Source organism: Nostoc sp. CmiVER01 (genome assembly GCF_034531135.2).
In the GTDB taxonomy this organism is placed as follows: Bacteria; Cyanobacteriota; Cyanobacteriia; order Cyanobacteriales; family Nostocaceae; genus Nostoc.
Window position 1 is genome coordinate 287234 of the sequence record NZ_JAVRBU020000001.1, and the last position, 16650, is coordinate 303883.

Consider the following 16650-nt stretch of genomic DNA (forward strand, 5'->3'; position numbering starts at 1 on the left):
GCCAGAAGAACTCTAAAATCGAGCGTGAAATCACTTCTAGATTTTATTAAAATTATCAAGTTTGGGTATCAAAGTCTTCTTAATTCTGACTTCTGGATTCTGGATTCTGAATTCTTACAAAACAAGTAGTTTCTTTACAACTTTTTGTCGTTTTACAACGAAACAATGAAAAATATGAAGATAAAAGCCTTTGGTTATAATAATTGCAGATATTGCCCTACTAAACCCTTAGTGTAAGTCAATATTGATGAGTTTATCTTACCGATGAAATAAAAAATACTTAACTTTATCGGTGAACACAGTTGCAGGAAAACAAGACAACCATGCTTGACGCCATTATTATTTTTTCATTCATCTTAGCAGCGTCGGGAATAGGGTTCTACAGCATTGAACTACTGCCCAATGGCACACTAGATCAGGTAACAAATCTTGAAGCTTTACGCTTGGTTGTTGCCGTCTTTGCGGCTATTATTGGTGGTGCGATCGGGCTGAGTTTCCAGACGACATATCGTCGCCTAGAATCACAAATCAAAGAAATGCCTCTGGAAGTGATTTTAACTCGTGCGATCGGCTTAGTGATTGGGCTATTACTAGCTAACCTGATGCTAGCCCCACTATTTTTGCTACCCATCCCGGCGGATTTTGGATTCATTAAGCCACTGGTGGCAGTTGTCGGCAGTATTATCCTCTCCGTGACTGGCATGAATTTGGCAGACACCCACGGACGAGGCTTACTGCGGTTTATTAATCCCAACACCGTCGAATCGATGGTAGTAGAAGGAACGCTAAAACCCGCCAATACCAAAGTTTTAGACACCAGCTGTATTATCGATGGTCGCATTGAAGCGTTACTTGAAACAGGATTTTTGGAAGGGCAAATTCTTGTACCGCAGTTTGTTTTGCAAGAACTTCAACAAGTAGCGGATGCTAGTAAAGACCAAAAGCGGGTTCGGGGAAGGCGAGGACTAGAAATTCTCAACCGCATCAAAGAAGAATATCCCGATCGCATCGTGATTAATACAATTGACTACGAAGATATTCCCACAGTCGATGCCAAGTTGGTGCGCTTTGCCCAAGAAATTAACGGCACATTGTTAACCAACGACTACAACTTGTCTAAAGTCGCTAGCGTCCAGAAAGTACCTGTTTTAAATGTAAATGATTTAGTGAACGCCGTCCGTCCCAGTTATTTACCAGGTGACAACCTTGATTTGAAAATTCTCAAGGAAGGCAAAGAACCCAGTCAAGGCATTGGCTACCTAGATGACGGCACAATGGTAGTCGTTGAAGAAGGCAGCAGTTATGTGGGTGGTGAATTGCGAGTAGTAGTCACCAGTGCTTTGCAAACCACCGCAGGAAGAATGATTTTTGCCAAACCCCAAGCTTCCGCATTAGCGTGAGGCAAATGTCCGGTGCAATTAAATATAAATTGTGCATACGCGCAGCGTCGGCGCGGCCATCGGTGCAGTCAACCTGCACCGATTATTTATTTGGACTCACCAGAGTCAGTTACCTGCAAATACTGTAACTGCTCAATTGATAACCCTGTCAACCTTGCTATTTGTTCTAATGGCATACCAGTATTAAAAAGATTGGTTGCCACTTCAAGTAAAGCTTCAGCTTTGCCTTCAGCTTTGCCTTCAGCTTTGCCTTCTTCTAAAATATCTTGATAAATCACTGACTCGCGCATAATATCTGACCTCAAAACTCGTCTGATAACCTCTTTGTCTAATACTAAACCAGCTAAAATTGCTGTGGAAGCAGCAATATTACTTTGATTTCTTGATTCTGTCATACTATTAATTTCTCGTGCAACTTGATTAAGCACGGCTTCTGGATCAATTGTACTACTCAAAACTGCAAAGGGTAACAGCCCAGGCGTTCTCAGAAATACTTCAGTTGGTTGTTCCCAAAGTCTGATAACTGAAAATTCATGGCGTGTTCCAGCAATTGTAAATGTATTTTGTTGCACCAACTTTGAATTTGTCTGCTTAAGATAAATTACAACTTGATGCATTGCTTTGTCTGGAAAGCGGCGATACACTCGCAACCGATAGTCAATCATCCGAAAAGGAATTTCAGCATCAGGTTGGGTTTGAAATTCCAAATGTAAAATATTTTGCTCCGACTGTAGCAGAATTAGGGCATCAGCACGAATGGGTTCGAGAGATAATTCTTTTGGACTGAGTTCGGTTAAAGTAATAGGTTCGCCTAATAACCAAGTGGCAAAATCGCTGGAGAAATTTTCAGCTAAAAATTTACAGATATTGTCAAACATTTTAGAATTTTACCAAATAGCTCACCCATTTGCTATTTATATTAATTTTGTTAATTCAAACATCTATTAATATTCTAATTTTTATAAATATTTAATGGTAAATTATCTAGAACTTTGTGGAACTAATGGATGCAGAAACTAGCGATCCTTTTGGTAGAAGTATTTACTGTCGCTCCAACAAAGTGATAAATTTTATGCCGTAAATTTGATGCATAAATGAAGGAAGACTATAAAAAACGTATTAAAGCGATCGCTTCTACAAGAGTTGTGAATATACCAATTTGGGTAGCAATAAGCTGTAATTCCGCGCTTGGCGATCGCTTCATTATCTATAATGATGACAAGTTCACTCGTCAGTACCAAGTTAATGCTGATAAATCTCTAATGGTAAATTATCTGGATCTTTAAAAAAAGTAAATTTTTTATTTGTAATTTCATCAACTCTAATATTTTCTACCTCTACTCCTTTAGATTTTAAATAAAAAACAGTTTCCTCAACATCATCAACTTTAAAAGCAAGATGTCTTAAACCACAAGCCTCTGGTTTACTAGGCCGTTCTGGAGGATTTGGGAAAGAAAATAGCTCTATTTGAGCATTTTCTCCAACTCGTAAATCTAATTTATAAGAATTTCTCTCAGCGCGAAAAGTCTCTTGAATAATTGGAAATCCTAAAACTTCTACATAAAATTTTTTGGAGCGATCGTAGTCAGAACAAATAATAGCTACATGATGAATACCAGTAGTTTTCATTGGTGTTTTGCTTGTTTTATTACAACTATTAAGAGAGTGTACGTAGTTGGTAACACAACCACATTACACCCTCTCAAGTATAGATTAAGCTTTAATCTTTTTAGTTGATCTTACCTTCCTTTTCAGAAACAAGCCAATGCTGCCAACAACAAACATGCTAGCTAAAGTACTGGGTTCAGGTACTTGTCGATAAGAAACTATACCGGAATCGGAAGTTTCGGAGGAAACAGAAAATAATGTTCCACTAATGTCGTAACTTTTATCAGGATTAGCTTTGTCAAGGAAGCTGTACAGCAATCCAATAGGTGCGTTATCTGCTAAGGATACAGTTGGAAATGCAACGGGATAATCTGGATATTCAACATCATCCTTTGCAGTGTAAATATTGGGATCATTATCGAATTGAAAACTTAGCGATTGCACTGGCGCTACTGGGATATTATCATTACTGAAAGTTGCATCATCAAAGCTAAATAGACCGTTACCCTTAGCTGTAGAACTATCAACATTGAACGCATAATTAATAATTGCAGCCGATGCAGATTTAGTGGTTAAAGTAGCTAAACCCAGAATCAGACTAGTAGCGATCGCTAATTTTTGAAACAATTTCATCTCAATTTTCCTGTCGCATTAGATAAATAAACTATTTAAACCCTGTAGAGACGTAGCAATGCTACGTCTCTATATTTTCACCAAACGTCTAAGACTTAATTCTTAGCGCCAGTAGAGTTATTCGTTTGACTCAATTGCCAATTCTTTAGAAGTTGATCGCGGTTTTGCCGTAAGTTTTTACCGTTACGTTCTTTAGGATAAGGAATATTATCGCCCTTAATTCCTTCCCAAAGAATTTCGTTGAATTCTTCTGCATCCAGGTTATCTTCACCGATAAAATTGAAACCCTTGGTTATAGCAGCCCACCATTTTGCATCATTTAGAATGGGCACAGCTGCTGTATTTTCAACCTTGGGATCTTGGCAAGCTGGTACTAGTTTCGGATCTACAGGTTTTGCACACAAATTACCTGGCACAATCGCTGTGTAAGGCTCAAAGTTCGGTTCTCTAATGAAAGCATCTGACATTGGTTCAGCATTAGCATCAGTAATTGCCAAATACTTAATATTTAACAAATCCTCTATCGTCCGCAATATATTAATGGTGTTGTAGTTAGTGCTAACGAGCGCACCCCGTTTTGTATAGGGTGAAATAACGTAGGCTAACGAACGGTGGGAATCAACATGATCTGGGCCATTTTGAGAATCATCTTCAATGATGAAAATTGCTGTTTCTTTCCACTCCGGCAAATGAGAAATTTTCTCTACCAGCTTGCCAATAGCATAGTCATTATCTGCCATTTGCAATTCAGGAGTATTTAGTCCAAATAAAGCAGTGCCAAAGGAACCAAAATGATCGTGAGATAAACGCACAAGCATTAAATTGGGTAATCCATTTTGCTTAAGATCCCTTTCCCATTCGTTGTACAAATAAATATCGGCATTATTTTGATCGAATGACCGGAAGTAAAGATCGGTTTTATCCAACAATGCAGTTTTAGTAACAGGAGCTTGAGGAATTTTGTCAGCGTAAGGGGTTGGAGAGATGGGAATATAAGCCGGGTTTTTCGGATCGGGTTTAGTAGGATCGGTTTGGCTAGTAGTGTAAGGAATTCCGTTATCAACGAAGAAACCGTAATTGCGTACAGTCTTGCCAGCACGTAGCGCCGTATCCCACAGATAACCACCAATGGCATCCGGTTTGAGATTACCATCTCCTTCGGGAGCATCAACATCCCTGTCTCCAGGTAATATGGAAGATCGCCCAGAAGGATCTAAAACTCCTGTTATACGGGTATTGATTGGCGAGTTATTTGAGGAAGTTTGCGGTAGTCCAAGACTGATATTCCGATTTGTACCTTCGTAATCGTAGGTTAAGCCGTTAAAGCCAGCGTTACCGTAAAGAACTGATTGACTTTTTTCGGTGTAGTCTGTAGTACGACCGTAAGTAGACCAGTTCCAACCTACTCCACTGGATTCGCCACTGTCGTAGAAGTTATCAAAAGTTGCAAAGCTAAGGGACAGCTTGTGATGGTTGGGTGAAATCTTGTAGGGAAACAAGGTAAGTGCTGGGTCGCCATTACCGATAGGTAAGTCACCGAGTACCTGGTCATAGGTACGGTTTTCTTTAACTATGTAGATAACGTGCTTAATTTTGCCTTGTAAATACCTCATTGTCCGGTCAGGACGACGACTATAAAAACCGTTGTTTTTGTCTACCTGGGTTGAAAGCGTAGCCAAAGTACTGCTACTTGGCACTGGAATAATTGAGATACCAGCTTTTTCTAAAGCCCAGTTGTAATCGTTTTTAAAATTAGTGTTACGTGCTTCTCCTGCTGGTGTCGTGCGACTGTTTGACGGGTTGGGGCCGGAATTACTCTTGGCATTGACAACGTAAAGTCTTTGACCATCAAGACTGACACTTACAGAATTAGGATACCAGCCAGTGGGGATGCGTCCATTCACCCGACTAGCTTGCAAGTCTACAACAGCGATCGCATTCTCGCCGCCTAGAGTAACATAAAGTGTTCGTCCATCTGGACTGAGAGCTAAAGAGTTGGGATTAGCACCTTTATATTTTTCACCAGGGCGAGACAGAGAGATGGTTTGAACAACCCGATTGCTATTTGTATCAATGACTGAAATCGAGTCATCATTACCATTAGCTACATATAGTCGATTTTGATCGGTCGAAAGCAGTACTTTGTTGGGCTGGCTACCTACTGGTATACGAGTGATTTTTCCAGAAGCAATTTCAACAGTAACTACTTCGTCATCGCGCTGGCTACTAATAAAAACTTTAGCTGCTTGACCTTTTTCTGTACTTTTGATAGCGACATCAAAAGGAAATTCACCAGTTGCTATTTTATCGCCTGCCCTAAAGAACTTAATTTCTTTAGTCACCTTACGGGTAGGAGTATCAACGATTGATATAGAGTCATTTTCAAAGTTTGCAGCTACTAAGGTCTTACCATCCTGACTAACTGCAATACCTGCTACAACTGCTCCTGTACTCACAGCTTTGGCTGGTGTATCCTTCAACAAACCACCATCATATTTAGGGAAGGGTGCAGTTTGGTCAGAATTGTGACCTAGTAGAATAAACGGGGCATCTGGTACGTACTGACTACCATTAGATGCATAAACATAAACGCGATCGTCAATTCCGCCTGATACAAAGAAGCGTGAGCCATCTTTAGCCCAAGCCAAACCGTTATAGGTATTAGGAATATTAATTTGTTGTTTTTTAACTAACTTACCGCTAGTCACATCATAGACAAAAACCCATTCTGCTTTTGGGGTTGTTGTACCACTTGGCTTGCCAGTTAGCGGGTCTAATACAGGATAAGTGAAAGTATTACCTGTATTTTCATCCTTGAAGTTTTGGTTATAACCACTAGTAAGCACCAGTAAAGTTTTTCCATCAGGGCTGAGGGCTGTGCTTACGGCTTCAGCAGCATCAGCATTATCATCTGTACGTAAACCAGTTCCTAAAGGTGCAAACGTCGAACCTGGTGCTGCTGCGGGCGTGATGATTTGACCTGTAGGTAGCAAAGCTGCTCCACTTTGTGAGTTACCAACGGGTCTGGTAGTTCCAGCGCCAGCTGATTGGATACTTGCACTCAAGCTACTTACCAGCAAAAGACTTAATAGATACCCTTGGTTTCTACTAGTTTTCATGCAATTTTTCTATGAATAGGGATAACCATAACTATTCAAGTACAGATATTTATGGTTGATGGTTAAGCCATGAGTAATTTTTGGTTATGTTTTGGTAGTAGCAGATTTTATCTAGTTAAGTTATTTAAACACCTTGTTTATTTTTTGACGTTACTGAGTGGAAATATCAAAATCCAGTTTTATTTTTGAAGTTTATAAAATTAATTGCTAGTATTTTTAATTTTGAATTGTTAGTTTTACTTTTAAATTGTAATTATTTCATTGTTACATTTTAGACTTTATGAATTTTTATATATAACGTGGTTTTTATTTGTTTCTCCCTAGTAGATTGTGAATGCTACTAGTAAAAGTTTTATACAAACTTTAATATTTTTACTTAATTTAAGCTTAACTTTTACTTAACCACTGGTAATAGATACTAAAAAAGTAAAAAACTGACAATATTTTTTAATAAATACTGTCTTTTAGCAATAGAAGTGATATGCTCAACAAAAGTCTTATTTTGTCATTGTTGGTGTTATTTGCAATAGCTCCTGCTGCCAATGCAGAGGTTAAATTGATTGCAATTGGGAGCCTAGATGGTAAGATTAGCGATCGCTCCACCCAAACATCTGCTCCTCTAGAAAACGGCGTTGCGGGAAACCTTTTGGGTGGTCTAGGGTCAGGACTAGCTTACGCTGGCAATAATACCTTTATCGCTATCCCAGACCGAGGCCCAAATGCCGTCTCATACAACAGCGCTGTGAGTGATACAGCATCCTATATCAACCGCTTCCAAACTATCAAATTGGAACTTATACCAAGCTCGCTTGGTTCAGCGTTGCCTTTCACCCTTACCCCTTCCTTAATTGACACAACTCTCTTATCAAGTAATGAGCCTCTTTACTACGGAAGTGGTGCGGGATTGGGTGTACCTAGCGGTGTCCCAGCCTTAAATACCAACGGTAAATACTATTTCACTGGACGCTCAGACAATTTCGACCCCAGCCAAATCTCAACATATAGCAACAATGCGCGTTTCGATCCTGAAGGGGTGCGTGTATCTAAGAGTGGAGAGCAGATATTTATCTCGGATGAATACGGCCCTTACATATATGAATTTAACCGCAATACAGGCAAGCGTATCAAAGTCTTTAACCTACCTAGCAAGTTTGCAGTCAGCAACTTGAGTCCTGTTAGTGATACAGAAATCAATGGCAACACCTCCGGTCGGGTTACGAACAAAGGTATGGAAGGACTTGCAATTACTCCCAACGGTAAGACACTGGTTGGCATTTTGCAGAGTCCACTACTCCAAGACGGTGGTACTAATGGTGCTTATACCAGAATCGTCAAGATTGACATAGAAACAGGTGCTACTCAGGAATACGCTTATCAGCTAGATAATATTGGTACGGCAGATAAACCGAAATATCCCACCGTCAGCGAGATTTTGGCCATCAACGATAACGAATTCTTAGTAGATGAGCGCGATGGCAAAGGTTTGGGCGACGGCTCTAAGGCTGCCTTTAAAAAGATTTATCATATCGATCTGACAAATGCTCAAGAAGTTAGCAATATCACCGGGGAAAGCAACCTTGTTGGCAAGGCGGTTAGTAAAACCCTGTTCCTCGATGTGGTGACTGCGCTGACTCAATACGGCATCAAAAAAGAGGACATTCCAGCCAAGCTTGAAGGTTTAGCCTTCGGAGAAGATGTGGTTGTCAACGGAGTCGAAAAGCATACATTGTTCATCGCCAATGACAACGATTTTCTTGGTACTTTAGCGCCAGATACTAACCATTCGACAAGTGTCGACAACCCAAACAAATTTTTTGTTTTTGCGGTTGACAGTATTGACTTACCAGGTTTCGTACCGCAGAAGATTAAAGGAAAAAACTGATATTGAGTTTGGTTGATAGTGATTGTTAGAAGCTGTTAGAGTAGGAATTTTACCTACTCTATATGCCAATACGGTTCAGTTAAGGCTAAAACTCTTTGTCAAACTCAATTTTTTTAACGAACCGCCAAGGACGCCAAGGACGCAGAGAGAAGAAAGAAATGCTTAACTGAACTGTATTGCTCTATATGCTTAACTATTTTCGTTTGTTTGCTAGCTTGTTAAGAGAGGCAAGAGGAAAACTGAGCTAGGGTTACTTCCATGAAATTAGATTGCATCACCAGCAATCCAAATCGCATGAATGGACAACCTTCTATTCGTAATCTTCGCCTTACCGTTCGTCGGGTGATTGAGTTATTAGCTACCTACCTTAATCGAAAAGAACTGCGCCAAGAGTTTCCCGAATTAGAAGATGAAGATATTCAGCAAGCCTTAATTTTTGCATCGTCCTACTTGGGCGATCGCTTTATATTGAAATAATCTGGATTTCCGTTACTCGGTGCATTGGTTTGGTTGGCTTTTCAGTAGTGATCAGTTGATCGGCTTTAATTTGCAGAGCAGCCGCCACATGAAGTGCATCCATCGCAGCTAAACCGTAAGTACAGGCAATTTGAGAAGCATTCTGTATAATTTGCTCTAAGTCAGTTGCCCAGTGAATGACAGAACTAAAAAATGTTTCGTAAAATTCTGCTTCGTCTTGTTGCTTGTTAAAAGTTGCTTTAGGCAGGACTTCTAACTGAACGAAGCTACTTGAGGCAAACTCTAGATTTTCATCGTTAAGAATTTGATGAGCTACAATGCTGACTGACTGAATGCCACAGAAAGCGCTGATGAGTACACCAGAGTCTATGTAAGTCTTCTTAAGACTCACGGAATCCACCTCGACGTTCAGCAAGTTCAAGTTCAATTTCGTCTTCGTTGAGAAGTTGCAATCCAGCAGCGATCGCTCTTTGTCGGATCGACCATAATTTTTTGGCTAAGGGTGTTTGTGGCACAAAATCAGATTCGGCAGGTGTTGTTTCTGGCTCAGATTTAAGTAGTTCAACAAACTCCAAAACTTTTTGTTGCTTTTGGGGTGTAAGTTGTCGCCAGTGTTCAAGTAGTTCAACTTCATTACCCATAAATACAACGCACGTGAATGATTTTTCTATTTTAGTGGCAGAAGCCTTAATTTTTGCATCGTCCTACTTGGGCGATCGCATCATTGAACTACCTAACCGCGATGAAGAGTGGTTCAAAGAAAGCATCACCGAGTTGTCCTTTTAATAAACCAGGGGTGCGGGGTTATGTACGTTCTTGACTTAAACCTAGCCGAAAGTAGTGAATTTGGTCATAAATTTCTGCTAGTTTGTCTTCAGGGATGTCTTACAATTGTTGGACAATCTTCTGGATCAGCATAAATCAAACTCTTCAGTGGTTGTTAATCAATAAGTTAGGAATATACGATTACTTTGTTGCTCAATTGAGGAATAAAATATTTTTTCTTGCTTTGCACCAAGGCGCAAAATTTTCATACCGTTAATCAGCAACGTTGAATTTTTGCTATTCCTGTAAAACAGTCTTTGATACAATCCTAGTTTTCTTGAGGTCTGCTTCCGAAAGTTCTTCTCCAGCTTGCAAGCGAGTGGCGGAAGTTTGCAACACTGTCGCTGCCCCTTTATCTCCAATTTGTAAGGCGGTTTTAGCTGCTGTTTGCAGCATCGTTGCTGCACCAGTGCGATCGCCTTGTTGCAATTTCGCCTCGGCTAACTGGGTTTGGCGATACTTTGCTAATGCTAAAATAGACTGTTGTACCTGCGGATTAGATGTTGGTTGATACGCCCGCACTACATCTGCATACACTGGCATCACGGGCGAAAGTAAACCTTCTTCGTTAACCAACGGGTCATCATAACGAATTTGTAGATGAGCGATCGCTTGCTTCCCCTCTGGCAATTGTCCCAGATAAATGTTCGCCAAAACTACCCGTTCTACATCCTGCATCAAATCTCCCAAACGGACAGCAAAGCTACCATCAGCTTCGGGTTCTACTGGTAACTCGATTGTGTCTGGGGCAACTTGGGCAATGGGTTTCAATTCTGCTAGTCGGACATTAGGTACTAGAGATAACAGCAAGTAGGCATTAGTTAGCCCAATCGACTGAATCCGGCCAAACAGTCGGTTAAATTGCTCTACAGCTTGTTCAGGGCGTTCAATATGGGCTAAAGTGCCACCACCGACATCGGCAATTTTTTCTAGCAAATCCTGATTCCAGCTATTGCCAAATCCGAAAGTGTTGATAGTTAGGTTCAGCTTGGCAGCCTTTTGTGCCAGTTTCAGACAGCGTTTGTTGTCATCTCGCCCAATATCCCATTTCCAAATCCGCAAAGCACTTTCACCATGCCCATCCGTCAGCAGAAACGCCTGGGAAACAGCGCCTCTTGTGCCCTTCATCAGTTCTGTAATTCCCAGTTCCAAACCGTCAGCGATCGCAGTGCCGCCGCTAGCAGTCAGTTTGCTTTTTATTTGAGATTTGATGCTTTCGGGGTCTTCAATTGTTTGGTTAGGGATAATGACTTCCGCAGTGCCGGAAAAAGCCACAACTGAAATGCGATCGCCTACTTTCAACCGATCAATTAATCCTTCTACAGCCTGGATCACCGTATTAATTGGGTGTCCATGCATGGAACCACTTTTATCCAAAATCAAGCAGAGATTGAGTGGTAGATTTTTGTCAGACTCATCAGCAATCGCCGAAATTGTAATTGCCAATTGACGTTGGCTACTTGTTTGAGCGACATCAACATTATTGTCATTTAACGCCGAGAGCAATTTAACTTTCATTGAGGAGGGGTATCTTGCAAAACTGTTTTAGAGACAATCCGGGTTTTCTTGCGATCGCTTTCGGATAAATCTCCACCAGATTGTAGCTGGGTGGCAGAAGTTTGCAACACCGTCGCTGCACTTGTATCTCCCATTTGCAGTGCAGTTTTAGCAGCCGTTTGTAACATTGTCGCCGCACCAGAGCGATCGCCCTGTTGCAATTTCGTTTCGGCTAGCTGGGTTTGGCGATACTTAGCTAATGCTAAAATAGAATGTTGTACCTGGGGATTCGGGTCTGCTTGGTAATTTTTGACTACATGGGCGTAAACTGGGATATTTGGTGTAACTAAACCTACCTTATTGGCGGCTGGATCATCGTAGCGGACTTGCACATGAGCGATCGCTTGTTCACCTGTTGGCAATTGTCCCAAATAAATATTAGCTAAGATTACCCGTTCTGCATCTTTCATTAAATCTCCCAACCGCACAGCGAAACGGCCATCAGCTTCTTGTTGCAGTGGTAACTCAATTGTGTCTGGGGAAACTTGGGCTACAGGTTTAAGTTCGGCTAACCGGACATTGGGCATCAAGGAGAATAACAGATAAGCGTTAGTCAATCCTACAGTTTGAACGCGGCTAAACAGGCGATTAAATTCTTCTACTGCCTGTTCGGGCTTTTGAATATAAGATAAAGTACCTAAGCCAGCATCAGCAATTTTTTCTAAAACATCTTGGTTCCAATTATCACCAAATCCCAAAGTGTTTAAAGTCAAATTATAGCTAGCAGCCAGTTGAGCGAATTTTAAACAGCGATTATTATCACCGTGTTCATTTTCACCGTCGGTTAATAAAAAAGCTTGAGAAACAGTATCTTTTTTACCCTTTGCCAACTCCTCAATGCCTAAGCGTAGTCCTTCATCAATCGCAGTTCCACCATCGGCGGCGAGGCGATTAATTTGCTGTTTAATTTTCTCTGGATCTTCGACACTTTGATTAGGTACTAAGACTTTGGCACGGTGATCAAAAACTACCACACTGAGGCGATCGCCAGGGTTAAGTCTATCTACCAGACGATTCGCGGCTTTTTTGACTGTTTCTAGCGATCGCCCGTTCATCGAACCACTATGATCGAGAATTAAGCATAAATTCAGAGGTACATGGCGGTCTTGATTTTCTGCGATCGCCGAAATCGAAATTCCCAACTGACGTTGACTGTTCAGTTGATTTGCGTCCAAATTACCATCATTCAAGGCAGGCTGCAAATTAACCTTCATAACTCAAAGTCCCTATTCAGGATATACATATTAAAAAATAACTTCAAAGCAACACTTTAACTCTACGGAAAACCTATCCAACACAAATACACTAATATAATCAGAATATCTTAGAAGCCAAGCATTGGCAGATGCGAAGCCGCCTTTAGCATTAGGGAGAAATCCGCACCTTAAGGAAGGCTGGCATCGCGCTAGGATGTATTACAGTTAACGGCATAGTTTCAGGCGATCAGTTGCTATGGACATTTCCCCAATTAAGGCTGTTCAAGCCCCATATTACGGCGATAACTTTTACCGGACACCACCGCCAGATTTACCTTCCCTCTTATTGAAGGAGCGAATTGTCTATATTGGGATGCCTCTGGTGCCTGCTGTCACAGAATTAATCGTCGCCCAATTGCTGTTTTTGCAATCTGACGACCCCGAAAAACCGATTAAAATCTATATCAATTCCACCGGCACTTCCGGTTACAGTGGCGAACCCATTGGCTTTGAAACCGAAGCTTTCGCCATTTATGACACCATGAAATATATCAAGCCTCCTATCCATACCATCTGCGTCGGTTCCGCAATGGGTATGTCAGCGATGCTACTCAGTGCTGGTACAAAAGGTTGCCGTGCTAGTTTGCCTCACTCCTCGATTATCCTGCATCAGCCCAAGAGCTACGCCCAAGGTCAAGCAACGGATATTCAAATTCGCGCCAGGGAAGTTTTGGTAAATAAAGGGGCGTTAGTTGATATCTTACATCGTACCACTGGACAGCCTCCAGAAAAAATTACTAAAGACATGGATCGCTTGTTATATTTAACACCCTATGAAGCGAAGGAATACGGTTTAATTGACCGAGTTTTTGAAAAAGAAGAACTCGCTAATCCTCCACTTCCTGCCAGTGTGCTTTAATTCGTCCTACCCTGCGGGTTCGCCCTTGGCGTTCTCGAAGAGTAGCTGCTAGCGCGTCTATGTCATTCGTCCTTTGTTAATAACCAAAAATTATTAATGACCAATGACTAATGACCAATGACTAATGACCAATGACTAATTAAGAACGGAGTAAATTATGCCTATAGGCGTTCCTAAAGTTCCTTACCGGATGCCCGGAGGACAATATACAGATTGGATTAGCATCTACGATCGCCTTTACCGGGAACGGATTATATTTTTGGGGCGAGATATTGATGATGAAATTGCCAATCAAATTATCGCTGTAATGCTGTATCTGGACTCAGATGATCCAGGTAAAGATATTTATTTATACATCAATTCTCCAGGTGGGATGGTTACATCTGGCATGGCTATTTTTGACACCATGCAACATATCAAATCAGATGTAGTGACTATTTGCGTAGGTTTAGCGGCTTCAATGGGGTCTTTCCTGCTGGCAGCTGGCACTAAGGGCAAACGCCTAGCATTGCCTCACTCACGGATTATGATTCACCAACCTTCAGGTGGCACCCGTGGACAAGCAACCGATATCGAAATTGAAGCTAGAGAGATTCTACGGATTCGTCACCAGCTCAATGGCATTTATGCCGATAAAACCGGGCAGACCATAGAAAAAATTGAAAAAGATATGGATCGTGACTTTTTCATGTCTGCCGAAGAAGCAAAACAATACGGTTTAATTGACCGTGTGATTGAAGAAAGAACCTCGGTAATAACAGGGGAGTAGGGAGTAGGGGAGCAGGGGAGCAGGGGAGAGTTCAATGTGCCAAGTTCAATCCCCTCTGCCCCTCTGCCCCTCTGCATTTCAAGCTTGTGAGAAATGCGGGTTAATTATTCCCCACTCCCTTTCTTTAAACAAACTGTAAACATTGAACTTTAAAATAGCAAATTAGCCCTTATTATTAATAGTTCAGGCGTGAAGCAGATAGCTAATAGCCTCTTGCTGGATATTCGATAGCTCATAGCTCAAGATGGATCTTGGAGATTGCTACCGTTTACTTGGTTTGCGATCGGGAGCTTCTTTTGCTGACATCAAAGCGTCTTACCGACGTTTGGCGCAGCAATATCATCCCGATATCAACCCAGATGACAACAAAGCCAAAGATAAGTTTATTGCGTTGACAGAGGCTTACAAACTCCTGCTGACAGTGGTACTGCCAGAGGAAACTGTGGCACATTCAACTCAGGTGTCAACATCTGGTGTGCGTGGTGATGCTAAGGCAACGCATAGGCAGAAAACACCAGTAACAACGGTGACAAGCCAAGAACCAGGCAAACCAAAGCCGCCTAATGTGTTGGAAATAGAAGAACGGCTGAAGTGGAAAACTTACGATCAATTACAGCGATTTTTGCAAGAAAGACGATTTCCGCAAGCGATCGCCTTGGCGGAAGCCTTAGCAGATCGTTTGTCAACAGATGCAGAAGTTCGCCAATGGCTAGCGATCGCCTATCAGATTTGGGGACGGGCGCTAATTTCCCAAAACCAGCTGCTCAAAGCCAGAATTTATCTCAAAAAAGCTTTGAAGACAGATCCCCATAATAAAAGTCTCTGGTATGAAGTGCAGCGAGATTTCCAACGATTAGAACAAATTTTTTAAATATTGACAAAATTTATTAAATTTATTAAAAATCAAAATCTCGTTTCCAGATTTTAAGAAGGAAATGGTCTTCATTGGCCTGCTACCACTGAGACGGGAGGCGGTAGCCTCCCAAAGAGCATTCCCAGTCTCAGACTGGGAACGAGGTAGGAATTACGAATTACGAATTACCGCCATCCGCGCAACACTGCTCCTAATGTAGCGATTCCCTCAACAATCTTCTGAGTTGGCTGAAAGCTAAAAGCTAACCTGATCGCATCATCCCCCTGTCCATTAGTGTAGCAGCGAGTCCCTGGTAGAAAACTGACACCGTGTTCACTGGCAGCCATTAAGAGTGCTTTGGCGCTAATGTCTGAGGGCAATTTACACCAAACGAAGAAGCCGCCATCGGGACGCAAAGCAACTACATCACTGGGAAACTCTTGAGCGATCGCTTCTAACAACAAATTGCACTTATGCTTGTAGCAGGCAATTAACTCTCGAATGTGATTCTCTAATTTGCCTGTGGCACAATAGCGGGCGACCACATGACTGACAAATGGCCCCACAGGCCCCTCACTTTTGAACATTGCTAGCCGCTCAATAATCGCTGGATCGCCACAAGCCCAGCCCAACCTGATACCGGGCGCAATAATTTTCGAGAAGGTACTCACGTATAATACCCATCCTTCTTGGTCAAGGGTTGCCAGGGGGGGCACAGTTTCTCCTTGGAAGCGCAAATCGCTATAAGCATCGTCTTCCACCACCAGCACGCCATATTCAGCCGCTAATGCCACCAATTTTTGGCGGCGAAATAACGGCATAGTAGTACCTGTGGGATTGTGAAAGGTGGGGATAGTGTAAATAAACCGGGGCCGGATGCCCTGCTTCTTCAAATCGCTCAATGTTACTTCTAGGGCATCTACATCCATCCCCAACTCATCCACAGGAATGGTAATTATGCGTGCGCCAGCTTGGACAAATCTCACAACTACTCCCAGGAAAGTTGGACCTTCGACAACTACCACATCACCAGGTTCGACAAACACATCTGGTAGCAAGCCCAGAATTTGACCAGAACCATAGCCAATGATTAGGCGATCGCGATCGGTAGTGATTCCTTTAGCCTGCAAGCGGAGGATAATTTGCTCGTATAGTTGAGCTGAAGGTGGGCCGTAATTGAGAGCTAGGGGAGCCTCTTCTGCCAGCACAGCAGCACTTGCAGTAGCCAAGTGAGCGTGAGGAAAGAGAATTGGGTCAGCTAGACCGTAGGTAAAGCTGACATTGACGATTTTGGTTAACTCTGTACTGTAGGTTGGCGGTGCAATATTTCTAGCTCGTTCGGCGAACAAATCAGCAATTCGATAAGCAGGGGTAATGGCAGCCATAAAAAGTTCAAAATTGGAAGTTACAGT

At 41.9% G+C, this 16650-nt stretch carries 16 protein-coding genes; 7 read left to right on the forward strand and 9 right to left on the reverse strand.

Going from position 1 to position 16650, the window contains the following annotated elements:
* The first annotated feature begins 323 nt into the window (after positions 1-323).
* A complete protein-coding gene (locus RMZ43_RS01015; protein WP_109008493.1) occupies positions 324-1400 on the forward strand; it encodes a PIN/TRAM domain-containing protein in 1077 nt (358 codons plus the stop codon).
* Positions 1401-1486: 86 nt separating this feature from the next.
* Here RMZ43_RS01015 and RMZ43_RS01020 read toward each other — a convergent pair whose 3' ends face one another.
* The 4 genes from RMZ43_RS01020 to RMZ43_RS01035 all read right to left on the reverse strand — a co-directional run bounded on the left by RMZ43_RS01020 (position 1487) and on the right by RMZ43_RS01035 (position 6760).
* Positions 1487-2278, reverse strand: a complete 792-nt coding sequence (locus tag RMZ43_RS01020) for an Rpn family recombination-promoting nuclease/putative transposase (RefSeq protein WP_322645755.1) — start codon at positions 2276-2278, stop codon at positions 1487-1489.
* Positions 2279-2642: 364 nt separating this feature from the next.
* Complete coding sequence (gloA2, locus tag RMZ43_RS01025) at positions 2643-3029, reverse strand: SMU1112c/YaeR family gloxylase I-like metalloprotein (RefSeq protein WP_322645756.1); 387 nt, start codon at positions 3027-3029, stop codon at positions 2643-2645.
* 84 nt (positions 3030-3113) lie between these two features.
* Positions 3114-3641, reverse strand: coding sequence for a PEP-CTERM sorting domain-containing protein (locus RMZ43_RS01030; RefSeq protein ID WP_322645757.1), 528 nt, complete (start codon positions 3639-3641; stop codon positions 3114-3116).
* A 95-nt stretch (positions 3642-3736) separates the two neighbouring features.
* On the reverse strand, positions 3737-6760 hold the full coding sequence (locus RMZ43_RS01035; protein WP_322645758.1) for a beta-propeller fold lactonase family protein: 3024 nt from the start codon (positions 6758-6760) through the stop codon (positions 3737-3739).
* A 481-nt stretch (positions 6761-7241) separates the two neighbouring features.
* On the opposite strand from RMZ43_RS01035, the gene RMZ43_RS01040 reads away from it, so the two are divergent.
* Together RMZ43_RS01040 and RMZ43_RS01045 are read left to right on the forward strand one after the other, a co-directional pair.
* Positions 7242-8642, forward strand: a complete 1401-nt coding sequence (locus tag RMZ43_RS01040; RefSeq protein ID WP_322645759.1) for an esterase-like activity of phytase family protein — start codon at positions 7242-7244, stop codon at positions 8640-8642.
* A gap of 258 nt (positions 8643-8900) precedes the next feature.
* Positions 8901-9119, forward strand: a complete 219-nt coding sequence (locus RMZ43_RS01045; RefSeq protein WP_322645760.1) for a DUF433 domain-containing protein — start codon at positions 8901-8903, stop codon at positions 9117-9119.
* On the opposite strand, the gene RMZ43_RS01050 is transcribed toward RMZ43_RS01045, so the two are convergent.
* Both RMZ43_RS01050 and RMZ43_RS01055 read right to left on the reverse strand, forming a co-directional pair.
* On the reverse strand, positions 9106-9510 hold the full coding sequence (locus tag RMZ43_RS01050; protein WP_322645761.1) for a type II toxin-antitoxin system VapC family toxin: 405 nt from the start codon (positions 9508-9510) through the stop codon (positions 9106-9108). The genes RMZ43_RS01045 and RMZ43_RS01050 overlap by 14 nt on opposite strands.
* Positions 9500-9760, reverse strand: a complete 261-nt coding sequence (locus RMZ43_RS01055) for a hypothetical protein (RefSeq protein WP_322645762.1) — start codon at positions 9758-9760, stop codon at positions 9500-9502. The genes RMZ43_RS01050 and RMZ43_RS01055 overlap by 11 nt, the downstream gene beginning before the upstream one ends.
* A gap of 13 nt (positions 9761-9773) precedes the next feature.
* On the opposite strand from RMZ43_RS01055, the gene RMZ43_RS01060 reads away from it, so the two are divergent.
* Positions 9774-9905, forward strand: a complete 132-nt coding sequence (locus tag RMZ43_RS01060; RefSeq protein WP_322645763.1) for a hypothetical protein — start codon at positions 9774-9776, stop codon at positions 9903-9905.
* Between the two features lie 276 nt (positions 9906-10181).
* Here the strand turns inward: RMZ43_RS01060 and RMZ43_RS01065 are convergent, their stop codons facing one another.
* Both RMZ43_RS01065 and RMZ43_RS01070 read right to left on the reverse strand, forming a co-directional pair.
* Positions 10182-11462, reverse strand: a complete 1281-nt coding sequence (locus RMZ43_RS01065; RefSeq protein ID WP_322645764.1) for a vWA domain-containing protein — start codon at positions 11460-11462, stop codon at positions 10182-10184.
* Complete coding sequence (locus RMZ43_RS01070; RefSeq protein WP_322645765.1) at positions 11459-12715, reverse strand: vWA domain-containing protein; 1257 nt, start codon at positions 12713-12715, stop codon at positions 11459-11461. The genes RMZ43_RS01065 and RMZ43_RS01070 overlap by 4 nt, the downstream gene beginning before the upstream one ends.
* Positions 12716-12953: 238 nt before the next feature.
* Here RMZ43_RS01070 and RMZ43_RS01075 point away from each other — a divergent pair, with 238 nt between their 5' ends.
* The 3 genes from RMZ43_RS01075 to RMZ43_RS01085 all read left to right on the forward strand — a co-directional run bounded on the left by RMZ43_RS01075 (position 12954) and on the right by RMZ43_RS01085 (position 15256).
* Positions 12954-13616: an ATP-dependent Clp protease proteolytic subunit gene (locus RMZ43_RS01075; protein ID WP_109008535.1), complete on the forward strand. Its 663-nt coding sequence runs from the start codon at positions 12954-12956 to the stop codon at positions 13614-13616.
* 157 nt (positions 13617-13773) lie between these two features.
* Complete coding sequence (locus RMZ43_RS01080; RefSeq protein WP_109008536.1) at positions 13774-14385, forward strand: ATP-dependent Clp protease proteolytic subunit; 612 nt, start codon at positions 13774-13776, stop codon at positions 14383-14385.
* A gap of 244 nt (positions 14386-14629) precedes the next feature.
* Complete coding sequence (locus RMZ43_RS01085; RefSeq protein WP_322645766.1) at positions 14630-15256, forward strand: J domain-containing protein; 627 nt, start codon at positions 14630-14632, stop codon at positions 15254-15256.
* Positions 15257-15423: 167 nt separating this feature from the next.
* On the opposite strand, the gene RMZ43_RS01090 is transcribed toward RMZ43_RS01085, so the two are convergent.
* Positions 15424-16623: a PLP-dependent aminotransferase family protein gene (locus RMZ43_RS01090; protein ID WP_322654112.1), complete on the reverse strand. Its 1200-nt coding sequence runs from the start codon at positions 16621-16623 to the stop codon at positions 15424-15426.
* Between the last annotated feature and the right edge of the window lie 27 nt (positions 16624-16650).